Annotated in this window: 13 protein-coding genes; 6 read left to right on the forward strand and 7 right to left on the reverse strand. The window is 69.2% G+C overall.

Annotation, left to right across the window (positions count from 1 at the left end):
* Positions 1-87: 87 nt before the first annotated feature.
* Positions 88-717, forward strand: a complete 630-nt coding sequence (locus FFK22_RS09890) for a chloramphenicol phosphotransferase CPT family protein (RefSeq protein WP_138886317.1) — start codon at positions 88-90, stop codon at positions 715-717.
* A 77-nt stretch (positions 718-794) separates the two neighbouring features.
* On the opposite strand, the gene FFK22_RS09895 is transcribed toward FFK22_RS09890, so the two are convergent.
* Positions 795-1142 carry a hypothetical protein gene (locus FFK22_RS09895; RefSeq protein WP_138886318.1) on the reverse strand — a complete coding sequence of 116 codons (348 nt, stop codon included), beginning with the start codon at positions 1140-1142 and terminating at the stop codon, positions 795-797.
* A 250-nt stretch (positions 1143-1392) separates the two neighbouring features.
* On the opposite strand from FFK22_RS09895, the gene FFK22_RS09900 reads away from it, so the two are divergent.
* From FFK22_RS09900 to edd, 4 genes are all read left to right on the forward strand, one after another.
* Complete coding sequence (locus FFK22_RS09900; RefSeq protein ID WP_138886319.1) at positions 1393-4257, forward strand: ATP-dependent Clp protease ATP-binding subunit; 2865 nt, start codon at positions 1393-1395, stop codon at positions 4255-4257.
* A gap of 172 nt (positions 4258-4429) precedes the next feature.
* Positions 4430-5908 carry a glucose-6-phosphate dehydrogenase gene (gene zwf / locus FFK22_RS09905; protein ID WP_138886320.1) on the forward strand — a complete coding sequence of 493 codons (1479 nt, stop codon included), beginning with the start codon at positions 4430-4432 and terminating at the stop codon, positions 5906-5908.
* Between the two features lie 29 nt (positions 5909-5937).
* Positions 5938-6636, forward strand: a complete 699-nt coding sequence (pgl, locus tag FFK22_RS09910; RefSeq protein WP_138886321.1) for a 6-phosphogluconolactonase — start codon at positions 5938-5940, stop codon at positions 6634-6636.
* A 129-nt stretch (positions 6637-6765) separates the two neighbouring features.
* Complete coding sequence (gene edd, locus FFK22_RS09915) at positions 6766-8577, forward strand: phosphogluconate dehydratase (RefSeq protein WP_138886322.1); 1812 nt, start codon at positions 6766-6768, stop codon at positions 8575-8577.
* Between the two features lie 117 nt (positions 8578-8694).
* Here the strand turns inward: edd and FFK22_RS09920 are convergent, their stop codons facing one another.
* Entirely contained in the window at positions 8695-9780 is a 1086-nt protein-coding gene (locus tag FFK22_RS09920; protein ID WP_138886323.1) for a YeiH family protein, read from the reverse strand.
* A gap of 219 nt (positions 9781-9999) precedes the next feature.
* On the opposite strand from FFK22_RS09920, the gene FFK22_RS09925 reads away from it, so the two are divergent.
* Positions 10000-10527, forward strand: a complete 528-nt coding sequence (locus FFK22_RS09925) for an NADPH-dependent FMN reductase (RefSeq protein WP_138886324.1) — start codon at positions 10000-10002, stop codon at positions 10525-10527.
* Between the two features lie 6 nt (positions 10528-10533).
* Here the strand turns inward: FFK22_RS09925 and FFK22_RS09930 are convergent, their stop codons facing one another.
* From FFK22_RS09930 to FFK22_RS09950, 5 genes are all read right to left on the reverse strand, one after another.
* Positions 10534-12126: a peptide chain release factor 3 gene (locus FFK22_RS09930; protein ID WP_138886325.1), complete on the reverse strand. Its 1593-nt coding sequence runs from the start codon at positions 12124-12126 to the stop codon at positions 10534-10536.
* A 135-nt stretch (positions 12127-12261) separates the two neighbouring features.
* Complete coding sequence (locus tag FFK22_RS09935; protein ID WP_138886326.1) at positions 12262-14310, reverse strand: M3 family metallopeptidase; 2049 nt, start codon at positions 14308-14310, stop codon at positions 12262-12264.
* 55 nt (positions 14311-14365) lie between these two features.
* Positions 14366-14704, reverse strand: coding sequence for a DUF1491 family protein (locus FFK22_RS09940; RefSeq protein WP_138886327.1), 339 nt, complete (start codon positions 14702-14704; stop codon positions 14366-14368).
* A gap of 49 nt (positions 14705-14753) precedes the next feature.
* On the reverse strand, positions 14754-15974 hold the full coding sequence (locus FFK22_RS09945) for an SGNH/GDSL hydrolase family protein (RefSeq protein ID WP_138886328.1): 1221 nt from the start codon (positions 15972-15974) through the stop codon (positions 14754-14756).
* 168 nt (positions 15975-16142) lie between these two features.
* On the reverse strand, positions 16143-16442 hold the full coding sequence (locus tag FFK22_RS09950) for a hypothetical protein (RefSeq protein WP_138886329.1): 300 nt from the start codon (positions 16440-16442) through the stop codon (positions 16143-16145).
* Between the last annotated feature and the right edge of the window lie 18 nt (positions 16443-16460).

Consider the following 16460-nt stretch of genomic DNA (forward strand, 5'->3'; position numbering starts at 1 on the left):
CAAGCCCGGCAATGACAGTAGGGGAGCCGCTTTTGTTGGGAGCGTCTGTTCTCAGGGGCGTTCTGGTATCGAAACGGGAGCAGCGAGATGACCCAGGAACCGGGATGGATCGTCGTCCTCAACGGCGCGCCGCGGTCGGGCAAGTCGAGCATCGTCGCGGCGATCCAGGACTGGGACGACGGCCCCTGGATGAATCTTGGCGTCGACGTCCATGTCCGGCATGTGACACCGTCGCGCTACCGGCCCGGCATCGGGCTGCGGCCCGGCGGCGAGCGGCCGGAGCTCGAAGCCTGGGTGCCGGTGTTCTACGCGGCGTTCACCGACTCGATCGCCGCCCACAGCCGGCTCGGGCTGAATGTGGTGGCCGATTTCGGCATCCATGACGCCTATTCGGCGCCGCTCGGCATCCTGCGCGACTGCGCCCGCCGCCTGCTCGGCCTGCCGGCGCTGCTGGTCGGGGTGCGCTGCCCGGTCGAAGAGATCATGCGCCGCCGCCGGGCCGGGCAGGCGGGGCGGGAGGGCGAATACGTGGCCGGATCGGTCGAGGAGCCGGTCCCGGAGCCTGTGCTGCGCTGGCAGAGAGAGGTGCATCAGCCCGGGATCTACGATCTCGAGCTCGACACCTCGGTGCTGAGCCCGGAGGACTGCGCCGCCGCTATCCGCCAGCGCCTCGACGACCCGGTGCCGCCCACGGCCTTCCGCCGGCTGGCTGGATAGTGATCGATCAGTCTCCCGGCTGCCAATTCGCCTGAGCCTTCTCGATCGGATGATGCCCGGACACAAGGCCCGGGATCTCAGGCCACCCGCAGCGTCGCCCAATCGGCGGCCGACGGGGCGCCGCCGGTATAGTGCAGGATGGTCACGTCGCCGATGATCTGCTCCGGCTGGCCCGCGCCTTCGGCGATGCCACGGATTTCGGCTTCCAGCTCCGGCGTCCAGCGGGCGATCGCCGGGCGGAAATCGGTGTCGGCCGGAAAACGGTCGAGGAAGGTGCCGACTCCGACGCCCGTCCGCTGCTCGACCCGGCGGCTCCAGCGCCCCACCATCTCGGCGATCTGCGGCCGCAGCGCCTCGCCATGCGCCCGGCCACGGTGATAGGGCGAGCCGGCGATATCGACGATCAGCATGGCATCGGTCCGCATTCCATCTCTCCGGTGCTTTTTGAATTCGTGAAAGACATGGAAAGGAAATGCGGCCGGATGCGGGCGTCAAGGGAGGCTGCCGCCCACGATGCTTAAATTCGCGTTTCGGCGGGTGCATGATGGCCCGACGCCGGAACCGCCGCCGACGCCAGACGTTGGCGGGAACGGGGGCAGCCCAACTTCGGACCCGGACGCGTGCCCGGGCCATCCCGCAACAGGCCGAAGGCCGATCGGACCCGGAGACGTCATCATGGCCCAGAAGCTCTGCGACATCTGCAAGGAGCGGCCCGCCACCGTGCGCGTCACCGTGCTGCAGAACGGCCAGCGCCGGCAGCTCGATGTCTGCGACTTCCACTACCAGCAGCTCGCCCGGCACCAGCGCTACGTCTCGCCGCTGGAGGCGCTGGTCCGCGGCTCCGGGCTGGAGGATTTCTTCGGCCAGACCGTGCCCGCCGGCGGCACTCCGCGGCGCGGCCCGCCGGGGCCGGAGCAGGCGGCCCTGAACCTGCAGAGCCATTTCAGCGAGCAGGCGAAGGAGCTGCTGCAGCGCGCCGCCGCACGCGCGATCCAGTTCGGCAAGCGCGAGGTCGACACCGAGCACCTGCTGTACGAGCTGGCGGACAGCGAGGTGATCCAGGCGATCCTGCGGCGCTTCAAGATCTCGCCGGAGGAGCTGCGCAGCTACATCGACCAGAACGCCATCCGTGGCAAGGAGGAGGCCGGGCCGCGCACCGAGATCGGCGTCTCGCCACGGATGAAGGCGGCGCTGGACCATGCCTTCCTGATCTCGCGCCAGCTCGGCCACTCCTATGTCGGGCCGGAGCACATGCTGCTCGGCCTGGCCCAGGTGCCGGAGAGCTTCGCCGGCAACCTGCTGCGCAAATACGGGCTGACGCCGCAGGCGCTGCGGCAGCAGACCGTGCGCACCGTCGGCACCGGGGCTGAGGAGGGGCGGGTCGAGGGCCCGTCCAACACGCCGCAGCTCGACAAGTACAGCCGCGACCTGACCGCCCTGGCGCGCGAGGGCAAGCTGGACCCCGTCATCGGCCGGTCGAAGGAGGTCGAGACCACGATCGAGATCCTGGCCCGGCGCAAGAAGAACAACCCGGTGCTGATCGGCGAGCCCGGCGTCGGCAAGACCGCGATCGTCGAGGGGCTGGCGCAGCGCATCGTCAACAACGAGGTGCCGGACACGCTGCGCGACAAGCGGCTGGTCGAGCTCAGCGTCAACAGCCTGGTCGCCGGCTCCAAGTTCCGCGGCGAGTTCGAGGAACGGGTCAAGCAGGTGATGGACGAGATCGCCGAGCATCGCGACGAGCTGCTGCTGTTCATCGACGAGGTCCACACCATCGTCGGCGCCGGCCAGGGCGGCGGCGAGGGCGGGCTGGACGTCGCCAACACCTTCAAGCCGGCGATGGCGCGCGGCGAGCTGAACCTGATCGGCGCCACCACGCTGAACGAGTACCAGAAGCACATCGAGAAGGACGCGGCGCTGGAGCGGCGCTTCCAGCCGGTCTTCGTGGCCGAGCCGACGGTGGAGCAGACGGTCAACATCCTGCGCGGCCTGCGCGACCGGCTGGAAGGCCACCACAAGGTGACGATCCAGGACCAGGCCTTCGTCGCTGCCGCGGAGCTGTCGGACCGCTATGTCTCCGGCCGCTTCCTGCCGGACAAGGCGATCGACCTGATCGACCAGGCGGCGGCCCGGGTGCACCTCTCCACCACCTCGCGCCCGGCCGAGATCCAGGAGCTGGAATCGGAGGTGGCGCAGCTGAAGCGCGAGCACGCCTATGCCAGCTCGCGCAAGCGCTTCGACCGGGCCAAGGCGTTCGAGGAGCAGGTCGCCGAGAAGGAGAAGACGCTGGCCGAGCTGACCGATGCGTGGAAGCACCGCATCGGGTCCAGCACCGCCGAGGTCACGGTCGAGCACATCGCCGAGATCGTGTCGAAGCTGACCGGCATTCCGGTCACCGAGCTGACGGCGGAGGAGAAGGCCAAGTTGCTGCAGATGGAGGAGCGGCTGCACCGCCGCGTGATCGGGCAGGAGGAGGCGATCCAGGCGGTCAGCGACGCCGTCCGCCTGTCCCGCGCCGGGCTGCAGCACGGCCACCGGCCGATCGCCAACTTCCTGTTCCTGGGCCCGACCGGCGTCGGCAAGACCGAGCTGGCCAAGGCCTTGGCCGAGGTGGTGTTCGGCGACGAGGATGCCATCATCCGCGTCGACATGAGCGAGTATATGGAGCGCCACGCCGTGTCCCGGCTGATCGGCGCCCCGCCAGGCTATGTCGGCTATGACGAGGGCGGCCAGCTGACCGAGCGGGTGCGCCGCAGGCCGTACAGCGTGATCCTGCTCGACGAGATCGAGAAGGCGCATCCGGACGTCTACAACGTGCTGTTGCAGGTGTTCGACGACGGCCGCCTGACCGACGGCAAGGGGCGGGTGGTCGATTTCAGCAACACGCTGATCATCGCCACGTCGAACCTCGCCTCCGACATCATCATGGGTCGGCAGAGCCGGATCGGCTTCAACTCCACCGTCAACGGCGTCAAGGGCGACGTCATGGGCGTGCTGCGCCAGCATTTCCGCCCGGAGTTCCTGAACCGGATCGACGAGATCATCATCTTCCACGCCCTGACCACCGACCAGATCAAGCAGATCATCCGGCTGCAGCTGGACGGGGTGGTCGGCACGGCGCGGGGCCAGGACATCGACCTGGCGATCGATGACACGCTGGTCGACCACCTGGCCGCCGAGGGCTACCAGCCGGAATACGGCGCCCGCGAGCTGCGGCGCCAGATCCGGCAGCTGGTCGAGACGCGGCTGGCCAAGGGCATGCTGAAGGGCGAGGTGAAGGAGGGCGACCGCGTCGTCTTCCGCTTCGACGAGGGCGAGGTCAGCTACAAGGTCGAGCCCAAGCCGCCGGCCAAGGCCGAGAAGCCGGCCCGGGCGAAGGCTGCGAAACCGGGCAAGCCGAAGCCGGCCAAGGCGCAGCCGGCCGGCAACGGCAAGGCTGCGCCGGCGAAGCGCGCCACCGCGGCCAAGGGCAAGGCGGCAGGAACCGCCAAGGGCAGGGGATCGGCCAAGAACGGCCCGTCGCCGCGCGCCCGGGGCTGATTTCCGGGCAAATGCCCAGCGTTTGGGCAGGCGCGGGCCCGGCAACGGGGCGCACCCGCGCCTGACTCAACCGACGCATGCGCCGGACCGGCCCTCGGTCCGCATTTCCCTCTGGCACTCGGCCGCCGACCCGCCGATAACAGCGGCTCGATTTGGTCCGAGGGTTGGATACATGATCGCGCGCGTCATCGCCGTGGAGCCGTTCGACATCGTCGTCTTCGGCGCGACGGGAGACCTGTCCCAGCGCAAGCTGCTGCCGGCGCTCTATGAGCGCGACAAGGCCGGGCAGGTGCCGCCGGATGCCAGGATCATCGGCACGTCGCGGCGGCCGATGTCCGATGCCGAGTTCCGCGACTTCGCCCGCAAGGCGATCCTGCAGCATGTGCCGTCGGCCGAGCAGAGCGGCACGGTGTTCGAGGATTTCCTGGCGCGGCTGTCCTACGTCCCGGTCGATGTCGCCGCCGGCAAGGGCTGGGATGGGCTGGGCGTGGCGCTGGGCCACGATGCCCAGCGCATCCGCATCTTCTACCTCGCCACCTCGCCCGACCTGTTCGGGGACATCTGCGACCAGCTGGGCGCGCACGGCCTGGTGACCGAGCGGGCCCGTGTCGTGGTCGAGAAGCCGATCGGCAAGGACCTGGAGTCGGCCCGGGCGCTGAACGACGCCATCGGCCGCGTCTTCCCCGAGGAGTCGATCTACCGGATCGACCACTACCTCGGAAAGGAGACGGTGCAGAACCTGATGGCGCTGCGCTTCGCCAACGCCCTGTTCGAGCCGCTGTGGAACTCGTCCCACATCGACCATGTCCAGATCACCGTGGCCGAGAGCCTGGGGGTCGAGGGCCGCGCCGGCTACTATGACGGCGCCGGCGCGCTGCGCGACATGGTGCAGAACCACATCCTGCAGCTGCTTTGCCTCGTCGCCATGGAGCCGCCGACCTCGATGGAGGCCGCGGCGCTGAGCGACGAGAAGCTGAAGGTGCTGAAGGCGCTGAAGCCGATCACCGACGGCATGGTCAACACCACGACCGTGCGCGGCCAGTATCGCGCCGGCGCCTCGGCCGGCGGCGCGGTGCCGGGCTATCTCGACGAGCTGGGCAACACCAGCAGCCACACCGAGACCTTCGTCGCGCTGAAGGCGCAGATCGACAATTGGCGCTGGGCCAACGTCCCGTTCTACCTGCGCACCGGCAAGCGGCTGGCGGCGCGGATGTCGGAGATCGTCGTCACCTTCCGCGCCATCCCGCATTCGGTGTTCGACGAGTCGGCCGGTGTGATCTCGCAGAACCACCTGGTGATCCGGCTGCAACCCGACGAGGGCGTGAAGCTGTGGCTGATGATCAAGGATCCAGGCCCGGGCGGCATGCGGCTGCAGCACGTGCCGCTGGACATGAGCTTCGCCAAGGCCTTCAACGTGCGCAATCCGGACGCCTATGAACGGCTGGTGATGGATGTCGTCCGCGGCAACCAGAGCCTGTTCATGCGCCGCGACGTGGTCGAGCAGGCCTGGACCTGGGTCGATCCGATCATCGAGGCCTGGAAGGCGTCGAAGGAGCCGCCGAAGCCCTACACCGCCGGCACCTGGGGCCCGTCTGCCGCGATCGCCCTGATCGAGCGCGACGGCCGCACCTGGCACGAGGATGAGGACTGAGCCCGAGGGTCACGCACGAGGACAGACCGATGCCGATCGCCCGTCACGACTTCCCGACCAACGAGGCGCTGGCCAGCGGCCTCGCCGATTATGTCGCCGACGCACTGACGGCCCGGCTGTCGCGCCCTGGCCGGGCGGCGCTCGCCGTCTCCGGCGGGCGCACGCCCACCCGGTTCTTCGAGGCGCTGTCGCAGAAGCCGGTCGAGTGGTCGCGGATCGACGTCACCCTGGTCGACGAGCGCTGGGTGGGCGAAGAGTCCGACCGTTCCAACGCCGCCCTGGTCCGGCAGCACCTGCTGCAGGGCCCGGCCGCGGCGGCGAATTTCGTGCCGCTGCACATCGACGTGCCGACGCCCGAGGACGGCATGGCGCAGGTGACGGCGCGGATCGCCGCCCTGCCGCTGCCCTTCGCCGTGGCGATCCTAGGCATGGGCGATGACGGCCATACCGCCTCCTTCTTCCCCGGCGCCGACCGGTTGGCTCAGGCGCTGGAGCCGGCGGTCGGCCAGCTGCTGGAGACCATGCGGGCGCCGGCGGCGGGGGAGCCGCGCATCACCTTGACGCTGCCGGTCTTGCTCGCGGCGGAGACTCTGTGTCTTCATATCGAAGGGGCGGGCAAGCAGCGCGTCCTGGAGGCGGCCCTGGTGTGCGGCCCGGCCGAGGCGATGCCGATCCGCGCCGTGCTGACGCGGTCCGAGCGCCCGGTCGAGATCTTCTGGTGCCCGTAGAGGCGCCGCCGGAAGGCTAAGAAAAAACTTCAACATAGTGTGTTAACGTATTGATCATGATGCATGATTGGGTCGGAGGATGCTGTCTGGCCCGGTCGGCGGCGAGACAGTGACCAAGGAGCCAGCCCGATGGTGCAAGCCCGCATTGCCGAGGTGACCGAGCGGATCGCGCGGCGCAGCCACGACGCCCGGTCCGCCTATCTCGACCGCATCGCCGCGGCGGCGGAGGCCGGCCCGGCCCGCCGGCGCCTGGGCTGCGCCAATTTCGCGCATGGCTTCGCCGCCTGCGGCATCGACAAGGGCGCGCTGCGCGAGGGCGAGGGCCCGAACCTGGCGATCGTCACCTCCTACAACGACATGCTGTCGGCGCATCAGCCCTTCGAGCGCTATCCGGACCTGATCCGGCAGGCCGCGCGTGCGGTCGGCGGCACGGCCCAGGTGGCGGGCGGCGTGCCGGCGATGTGCGACGGCGTCACCCAGGGCGAGGCCGGGATGGAGCTGTCGCTGTTCTCGCGCGACGTCATCGCCCTGTCGACCGCGGTCGCCCTGTCGCACCAGATGTTCGACGCCGCCGTGTTCCTCGGCGTCTGCGACAAGATCGTGCCGGGGCTGGTGATCGGCGCCCTGTCCTTCGGCCATCTGCCGGCGGTGTTCATCCCGGCCGGGCCGATGACCTCCGGCCTGGCCAATGACGACAAGGCCAAGGCCCGCCAGCTCTATGCCGAGGGCAAGGTCGGCCGCGACGCCCTGCTGGAGGCCGAGGCCAAATCCTATCATGGGCCGGGCACCTGTACCTTCTACGGCACCGCCAACACCAACCAGATGCTGATGGAGATCATGGGCCTGCATCTGCCGGGCTCATCCTTCGTCAACCCGAACACGCCGCTGCGCGACGCCCTGACGCTGGAGGCGACGAAGCGGGCGCTGGCGATCACGGCGCTGGGCAACGAGTTCATGCCGGTCGGCCGGCTGATGGACGAGCGCGCCGTGGTCAACGGCGTGGTCGGGCTGCACGCCACCGGCGGGTCGACCAACCACACCATGCATCTGATCGCCATGGCCGCGGCGGCCGGCATCACCCTGACCTGGGACGATTTCTCCGACCTCGCCGAGATCGTGCCGCTGCTGTGCCGCGTCTATCCGAACGGCAAGGCCGATGTGAACCATTTCCACGCCGCGGGCGGCACCGGCTTCCTGATCCGCGAGTTGCTCGGCGGCGGCCTGCTGCATGGCGACGTCGCCACCATCTGGGGCGGCGGGCTGGACCGTTACACGGTCGAGCCCGGCCTGGACGACAAGGGCGAGGTGGTGTGGCGCGACGCGGCCACGGCCAGCGGCGATACCGCGGTGCTGCGCGGCGCGGCCGAGCCGTTCCAGTCGACCGGCGGCCTGCGCGTGCTGGACGGCGACCTCGGCCGGGCGGTGATCAAGACCTCGGCGGTGGCGCCGGAGCGGCATGTGATCGAGGCGCCGGCGAAGATCTTCCATTCGCAGGAGGAACTGCAGGCGGCGTTCCGCGCCGGGGCGCTGGACCACGACTTCATCGCGGTGGTCCGGTTCCAGGGCCCGAAGGCCAACGGCATGCCCGAGCTGCACAAGCTGATGCCGCCGCTCGGCGCGCTGCAGGACCGTGGCCGCAAGGTGGCGCTGGTCACCGACGGCCGGCTGTCCGGCGCCTCGGGCAAGGTGCCGGCGGCGATCCATGTGACGCCGGAGGCGGCAGTCGGCGGCCCGATCGCCAAGCTGCGCGACGGTGACATCCTGCGCCTGGACGCGGTGACCGGCCGGCTCGAGATCCGCGACATCGACGCCGAGGAATGGGCCGCGCGCGAAGACGCCACGGCCGATCTCGCCCCGTCCCATGTCGGCGTCGGCCGCGAGCTGTTCGCCGCCTTCCGCCACGCCGCCGGCCGAGCGGATACGGGGGCGTCGATCTTCTGAAGTCCTGGAGCCCATCACAGAGTCGTCATCCCCGCGAAAGCGGGGATCTCGTGACGCTTCGACCGGAAAGAGATTCCCGCTTTCGCGGGAATGACGATGAGAAGTGGATGTCTGGCCTTACACGATCCCAAGCAGCCGGATCAGCCCGAAGCTGATCGCGCCCAGCACCAGCAACGACAGGGTCACGGCCGCCGTCACCCGGCCGCCGGCCTTGGCGACGCTGCCCAGGTCGGTGCTGAGCCCGAGCGCGGCCATCGAGATCACGGTCAGCGCGGTCGCCGCCGTGGCGGCCGGGGCCAGCACCACCTCGGGCAGCATCCCGAAGGAGCGCAGCACGGCCAGCAGCAGGAAGCCGTCGATGAACCATGGCACCAGCTTGTGCCACGGCATCCGCCCTGCGGTGGCGGCGCCGCCGCCATCGGTCCGGCGGCGCGTCACCAGCGTCAGCACCAGGATCATCGGCCCCAGCATCAGCACGCGCACCAGCTTGACCAGGGTGCCGAGCTGCAGCGCGATCGCCCCGATTGGCGCCGTGGCCGCGAGCACCTGCGGCACCGCGTAGACGGTCAGCCCGGCCAGCACGCCGTACTGCACCTCGCTGATATGCATCAGCGCCGGCAGGAAGGGCAGGCCCAGCACCACCACCACGCCGAGCACGGCGGTGAAGGCGATCGACGCCGCCACCTCCTTGCCGTCGGCGCCGATCACCGGGGCCACCGCGGCAATGGCGGAGTTGCCGCAGATCGAGTTGCCGCAGGCGACCAGCACCGCCATGCGGTGCGGCAGGCCGAGCATGCGACCCATGCCGTAGCTGGCGGCGATGGCGATCACCACCACTGCGGCGATGCCGACCAGCAGCAGCGGACCCGCGGACACGATGGCGCCGATGCTGACCGAGGCGCCGAGCAGGACGACGGCGATCTCCAGCAGCGTCTTGGCGCTGAAGCTGATGCCGGGCATCCAGCGCCGGCTCGGGGTCCACAGCGTGCGCACCAGGGCGCCGACCAGGATCGCCAGCACCAATGCCTCCAGCCAGGCATGGCCGAACAGCCCGGTCTCGACCCGCTCCAGCCCCAGGGCGGCGAGGGTGACCGCACCGCACAGGAGCAGCCCGGGAACCAGCCGGGCGCCCGGGATCGACCCGATGGCCGTCAGGCGCTGCGTTGCAGGAAGGGAAGGCCGGAACGGATCGACGATCGCCATGACAGACTCGCTTCACACGACTGTCATCAAGATGATCCGCTGCTTTTCAGCAATCCAACGCATTCAATCTCTGAAATCGATCGATTTTATCGATCGGTCTGTACTTTCGGAGCGGATGATCGACCAGTCGGGTGTGGCGGCCGGGCCGGGAACCACCCTAAGATCCAGGCGGAGCGATCCGGCGGGATCGCCTGTCCCCTCGATTGATCCGGTGACGTCGTGGACATCCTTGCCATCTCCGGCAGCCTGCGCGCCGGATCGTCCAACACCGCCCTGCTGCACGCCATGGCGGCCCTGGCGCCGGAGGGGGTCGACGTGTCGATCTACGGTGGCTTGGCCGACCTGCCGCATTTCAACCCGGACCTCGATCCCGAGACCATCCCGGCGGTGGTGGATTTCCGGGCCCGGCTGGCGGCGGCTGACGGCGTGCTGATCTCCAGCCCGGAATACGCCCATGGCGTGGCCGGGGTGATGAAGAACGCCCTCGACTGGGTGGTGGCGACGGGCGAGTTGGTCGACAAGCCGGTGGCGCTGATCAACGCCTCGCCGCGGGCGCATCACGCCCAGGAGGCGCTGACTGAGACGCTGGTGGTGATGACGGCGCGGATGGTACCCGAAGCCTCGATCGCCGTGCCGCTGCTCGGCCGCAAGCTGCCGGAGGGCGGCATGCTCGCCGATGCCGAGATCGCCGACGCCCTGCGCGGCGCGATCGCGTCCTTCGCTCGGGCGATCGAAGTCGTTGTGTAGGCTGCCTTACGCCGTCTGCTCCTTGGTCTTCAGGAAGCGCAGGGCCGGGTTCTCCTTGGTCACCGTGTCGAGGTGCCAGGCGTTGCGCGCCAGGAAGACCGGGGCGCCGTCATGGTCCTCGGCCATGGCGCTGCGCAGCCCGTCCTGGAACGATTTCAGGGCAATCGCGTCGTCCGACTCGACCCAGCGGGCGGTGTAGTAGGGCGCCGGCTCGAAATGCACCGGGATGCCGTATTCGGTGCGGATGCGGTCGGCCAGCACCTCGAACTGCAGTGCGCCGACCACGCCGACGATCCAGTTGGCGTCGAGCAGCGGCTTGAACACCCGGGCGGCGCCTTCCTCGGCCAGCTGCTCCAGCGCCCGGCCGAGATGCTTGGCCTTCATCGGGTCGTCCGGCCGCACCCGCTGCAGCAGCTCCGGCGCGAAGCTGGGGATGCCGGTGAAGCGCAGATCCTCGCCCTCGGTCAGCGCGTCGCCGATGCGCAGGTTGCCGTGGTTGGGGATGCCGACGATGTCGCCGGCCCAGGCCTCCTCAGCCAGCTCGCGGTCCTGGGCCAGGAACAGCACCGGGTTGTGCATGTTCATGACCTTGCCGGAGCGGACATGCTTCAGCTTCATGCCGCGCTTGAAATGGCCGGAGGCGAGGCGGACGAAGGCGATGCGGTCGCGGTGCTTCGGATCCATGTTGGCCTGGATCTTGAACACGAAGGCCGAGACGTTGTCCTCCTCCGGGTCGACCAGACGGCCCGCCGTCGGCTGCGGCCGGGGCGAGGGGGCCAGGGCGCCGATGCCGTCCAACAGCTCGCGCACGCCGAAATTGTTGACCGCCGAGCCGAAGAACACCGGCGTCAGATGGCCCTCGCGATACATCTCCAGGTCGAATTCCGGGCACAGGGCCCGCGCCATCTCGACCTGTTCGCGCAGCGTCGCCACGGCGTCGGCCGGCAGCAGCCGATCCAGCTTCGGGTCGTCCAGGCCGGTGCAGGTCTCGCCGAGCTCGGGCAGGGCGCCCTTGGCACCCTTGGCCATCAGCACCAGACGGTCGTGGAACAGGTCGTAGCAGCCCAGGAAGCCGCGGCCGCTGCCGATCGGCCAGGTCGCCGGGGTGACGTGCAGCTGCAGCTCCTGCTCGATCTGGTCGAGCAGGTCGAAGGGATCGCGGCTCTCGCGGTCCATCTTGTTGATGAACGTCGTGATCGGCACGTTCCGCATGCGGCAGACCTCGAACAGCTTCCGGGTCTGGTCCTCGATGCCCTTGGCCGCGTCGATCACCATCACCGCGCTGTCGACCGCCGTCAGGGTGCGGTAGGTGTCCTCCGAGAAATCCTCGTGGCCCGGCGTGTCCAGCAGGTTGAAGGTGTGGTTGTCGTAATCATAGGTCATCACCGAGGCGGTGACCGAGATGCCGCGCTCGCGCTCCACCTTCATCCAGTCCGACCGGGCGCGGCGCTGGTCGCCGCGCGCCTTGACCGCGCCGGCCATCTGGATGGCGCCGCCGAACAGCAGCAGCTTCTCGGTCAGCGTGGTTTTGCCGGCGTCCGGATGGGCGATGATCGCGAAGGTGCGGCGGCGGTCGATCGGGTCGATGTTCGAAGGCATGAGGCAATGGCATTCATAAGTGTCATTGCCGGGCTCGACCCGGCAATCCAGAGGATGTCGACAACTTCTGGATGCCCGGGTCAAGCCCGGGCATGACAGGCAGGGAGAAAGGCGAACCGCTCTATCGGCGAACCGCTACATCAGCCCGTCCCGCCGCAGCAGCGCATCCGGGTCCGGCTCGCGGCCGCGGAAGCGCTTGTACAGCTCCATCGGATGCTCGGTGCCGCCGCGCTCCAGGACGTTCTCCTTGAAGCTGCGGGCGGCCTCGGCGTCGAACAGGCCCTTCTCCCGGAACAGTTCGAAGGCGTCGGCGTCCAGCACCTCGGCCCATTTGTAGCTGTAGTAGCCGGCGGCATAGCCGCCGCCGAAGATGTGGCTGAAGCCGGAGGAGGTGTTGGCCTCCGGGATCGGCGGCAGCACCTGGGTGCGGGCGGTGGCGCTGCGCTCGAACTCCGGCACCGAGCCGATCACGGTCGGGTCGCCGTCATGCCAGGCCATGTCGAGCAGGGCGAAGGCGGTCTGGCGCAGCGACTGCCAGCCGGCCATGAAGCGGGCGCTGTCGCGGATCTTCTGCACCAGCTCGGCCGGCATCTGCTCGCCGGTACGGTAGTGCCGGGCGAACAGGTCGAGCCCGTCCTTCTCCTGCACCCAGTTCTCGAAGATCTGCGACGGCAGCTCGACGAAATCCCAGTAAACGTTGGTGCCGCCGAGCGACCGGTAGGTGCAGCGCGACAAGAGGCCGTGCAGGGCGTGGCCCATCTCGTGGAAGAAGGTCCGCACCTCGTCATAGGACAGGAGAGAGGGGCGATCCGCGGTCGGCTTGGTGAAGTTGCAGACGATGGCGACATGCGGCCGCTTGATGCCGTCGCGGTACAGGCCCTGGTCGCGATAGGTGGTCATCCAGGCGCCGTTGCGCTTCGACGCGCGCGGGAAGAAATCGGCGTAGAACAGGCCGACATAGCGGTCCTCGGCCTCGTCATAGACCTCATAGGCCTTCACGTCCGGATGCCAGACCGGATAGGCGTCCGACGGGCGGAACACCAGGCCGTACAGCCGCCGGCAGTGCTCGAAAACGCCGTCGATGACCTGCTGCAGCGGGAAATAGGGGCGCAAGGCCTCTTCGTCGAAGTCGAAGCGGTGCTGCTTCAGCTTCTCGGAATAGTAGCCGACATCCCAAGGCTGCAGCGGCTCGGGGCCGCCGAGGGTCCTGGCATGGGCCTGGATGTCGGCCAGGTCGCGCTCCGCCGCCGGCTTCGAGGCGGCCAGCAGCCGGTCGAGGAAGGCATGCACCGAGGCCGGCGTCTCCGCCATCCGCTTCTCCAGCACAAAGGCGGCGTGGGTCGGATAGCCCAGCAGCTTCGCCCGCTGGAAGCGCAACGCCGCGATCTCCTTGACCAGCGGCTGGTTGTCGAACTCGCCGCCGAAGGCGCGGGCGTTGAAGGCGCGCCACAGCTGCTCGCGCAGCTCGCGGCGGTCGGCATAGGTCATGAACGGGACATAGCTCGGCGCGTCGAGCGTGAACACCCAGGCCTCGCCTCGGCCGCGCTCCTCCGCCGCCAGCTTGGCCGCCTTGACCGCGCCCTCCGGCAGGCCGGCCAGGTCGGCCTCATCCTCGATCCACAGTGTGAAGGCGTTGGTCGCCTTCAGCACATTGTGCTGGAAGTCGGGGGTCAGCTTGGCCAGCCGCTCGTCGATCGACCGCAGCTCGCCCTTCTCATTGTCCGACAGCAGGGCGCCGTTGCGGACGAAGCCGCTATAGGTGTCGTCCAGCAGCCGCGCCTTCTCGCCGGTCAGGCCCAGACCGTCCCGTTTGTCCCACACCGCCTTGACCCGGGCGAAGACGCGGGGGTCGAGCGAGACGTCGGAGGAGAAATTGGCGCTCCTGGCGCCGAAATCGGCGGCCAGCGCCTGTAGCTCGTCCGAGGTCCTGGCCGAGAGCTGGTTGTAGAACACCGAGGAGACGCGGTCGACCTCCTGGCCCGCCTGCTCCAGCGCCACGACGGTGTTCTCGAAATCCGGCGCGGCCGGGCTGGCCAGGATCTCCTCGATCCGGCCTTTCGCCTCGGCGATCGCATGGTCCAGCGCCGGCAGGTAGTGCGCGACCTCGATGCGGTCGAACGGCACCGCCTGGTCCTGCAGCGGCGACGGCACGATCAGCGGATTGTCGGAAGATTGCGAGTCCATGCGGCCGGGATGTCCATTGGCTAGCGGGCAGGGCAGGGCGGCAGGGCCCGGTCGGTCAGAGGACCTTGCCCTCGAAGGGGTGCCGGCCCTCACGGTCCTCGATCTCGACCACCCACAGGTCGGGATCGCGCTGGACCGCACGGGCAATATAGGCATCGGCCTCGGCCTCTGCCAGGACCTCGCCGCCCTTGGCCGGCAGCCATGCTAGGGCGCCGTCCAGGTCGCGCGACTGGCTCAGCACCCGGCAGCCCGGCAGGCCCAGGTTGAGCTTCAGGATCAAAAGGCCGGCCCGCGGGTCGCCCTTGCGGACGACATAGGCGGGGATGGCCTGGTGCCCCAGTTGCCGCAGATGGGCCTGGACCCACAGCTCGGTCGGAAGACGGTCCGTCGACATGGGGCAGGGTATAGCAGAGGAACCCCTGCCCCGGGCACCTGGCGTCGCGTTACTTGAACAGTCCCAGATCCACCGAATTCGCCATCGCCTCGTAGCCGGCGGCGTTGGGGTGCAGGTGGTCGCCGACGTCGAACTCGGCCCTCAGCTTCGACGGCTGCACCGGGTCGCGGACCACGGCGTCGAAGTCGACCACCGCATCGCAACCCTGGCCGGTGCGGATCCACTGGTTCACCGTCTGGCGCTTGATCTCGCCCTCGGCGCTGTAGTAGTTGGCGAAGACGGTGCCCTCATAGGGCGTCAGCGTGGCGCAAAAGACCTTCAGGCCGGCGCCATGGGCACGGGCGATCAACTGGCGCAGCCCGCCGATGATCTCATCCGCCGACACCGCCTGCTCGGCCAGCCCGGCCGAGCCGGAATGGCCGATGTCGTTGATCCCCTCCATGATCACCACCCAGCGCACGCCGGGCACCGACAGCACGTCGCGGTCGAAGCGCGACAGCGCGCTGGGGCCGAACATCTGCTCCGGCAGGTCGTGCAGGATGCGGTTGCCGCTGATGCCGGAATTGACCACGCCGACCGCAGGGCCGCCCGCCTTGGCCAGCCGCTCCGCCAGGATGTCCGGCCAGCGCCGGTTGGCGTCGGTGCCCGAGCCATAGCCGTCGGTGATCGAATCGCCGAGGGTCACCACCGTGCCGCCCTCGGCCGCCACCTCGACTCGCGACAGCAGGAGGCGCATGGTCGATTCGGTCGCCTCCGGCAAGGTCGGCGCCGTGGTGCTGTCGCCGGCGAGCGAGATCCAGGCGGTCTGCACCCCGAGCGGATGCACCACCGACGGGCCGGTCCAGCGCGACACGAACAGGCTGATCGACAGGCTGTCGAGTGGCGAGATGGCGAGGTCGATCGGGTCGGAGATCGCGGGCGCGCCGGGCGGCACCGTGATCGAGGTGGCGCCGCCGAAGGTCAGCGCCTTGCTGCTGGCGGGGTCGATCGAGCCCGGGGCGTTGCCGGGCCGGGCGATGGTGGCGGCGCCGATCACCACCGGCTGGGTGCCGGTCTCGTTGGTGAAGCGCACCCGGACCTTGCTGCCGCCGGCGCTGATCCGCACCAGCTGGCGGATGGTGGCGTTGTTCAACTCCGGCCCCACCGGAAACGCCGGGCTGGCGCCCCAGCTGCCGATCCAGCTGTCCTGCGCCGAAGCCGGCCCGGCCAGGGCGGCCAACAAGACGGCGGCGGCCAGCCAGGACCGGCCGATTGCGTTGCATCGGATCATTCGGCTTTTCCTCCCGCTGCGGCCGCCGATGGATTCGGCGGCCCCCCGGACCTGCGCCGGCGATGAAGTATGAGGAAACAAAGCCTGCCGGGGCAACGCCGGGCGAACATGAACGCGGGCGTGGAGAAGCTCCACGCCCGGCGATCAATCCCCCCGGATCGATTGGTGTCAGCGGAAGCGCCGCAGCGCCGCCACCTGGTGCGAGGCGTCCTCGCCGTCGGCCAGCTTCTCCAGCAGGCCGTACAGGCGGTCCATCTCCTGCCGGGTCAGGGGCGTGGTGCCCATTGGCCCGGTATAGGTCTCGCGCCGCCGGTCGACCGGCAGGTTCATCGACTTCCAGCAGGCGATCGCGCCGATGGCCGAATCACGGGCCAGGAAATTGCAGCCGCTGCGGAAGTAATCCGCCTCCCAGGGATCGAGCGGCTGGTCCAGACGCTGCAGATAGCGACGGGCCCAGTCGGCGGTCATCCGGGCAGGCGGAGGTTG

The organism is Mycobacterium sp. KBS0706, from assembly GCF_005938675.2.
Classification (GTDB): Bacteria; Pseudomonadota; Alphaproteobacteria; order DSM-16000; family Inquilinaceae; genus Inquilinus.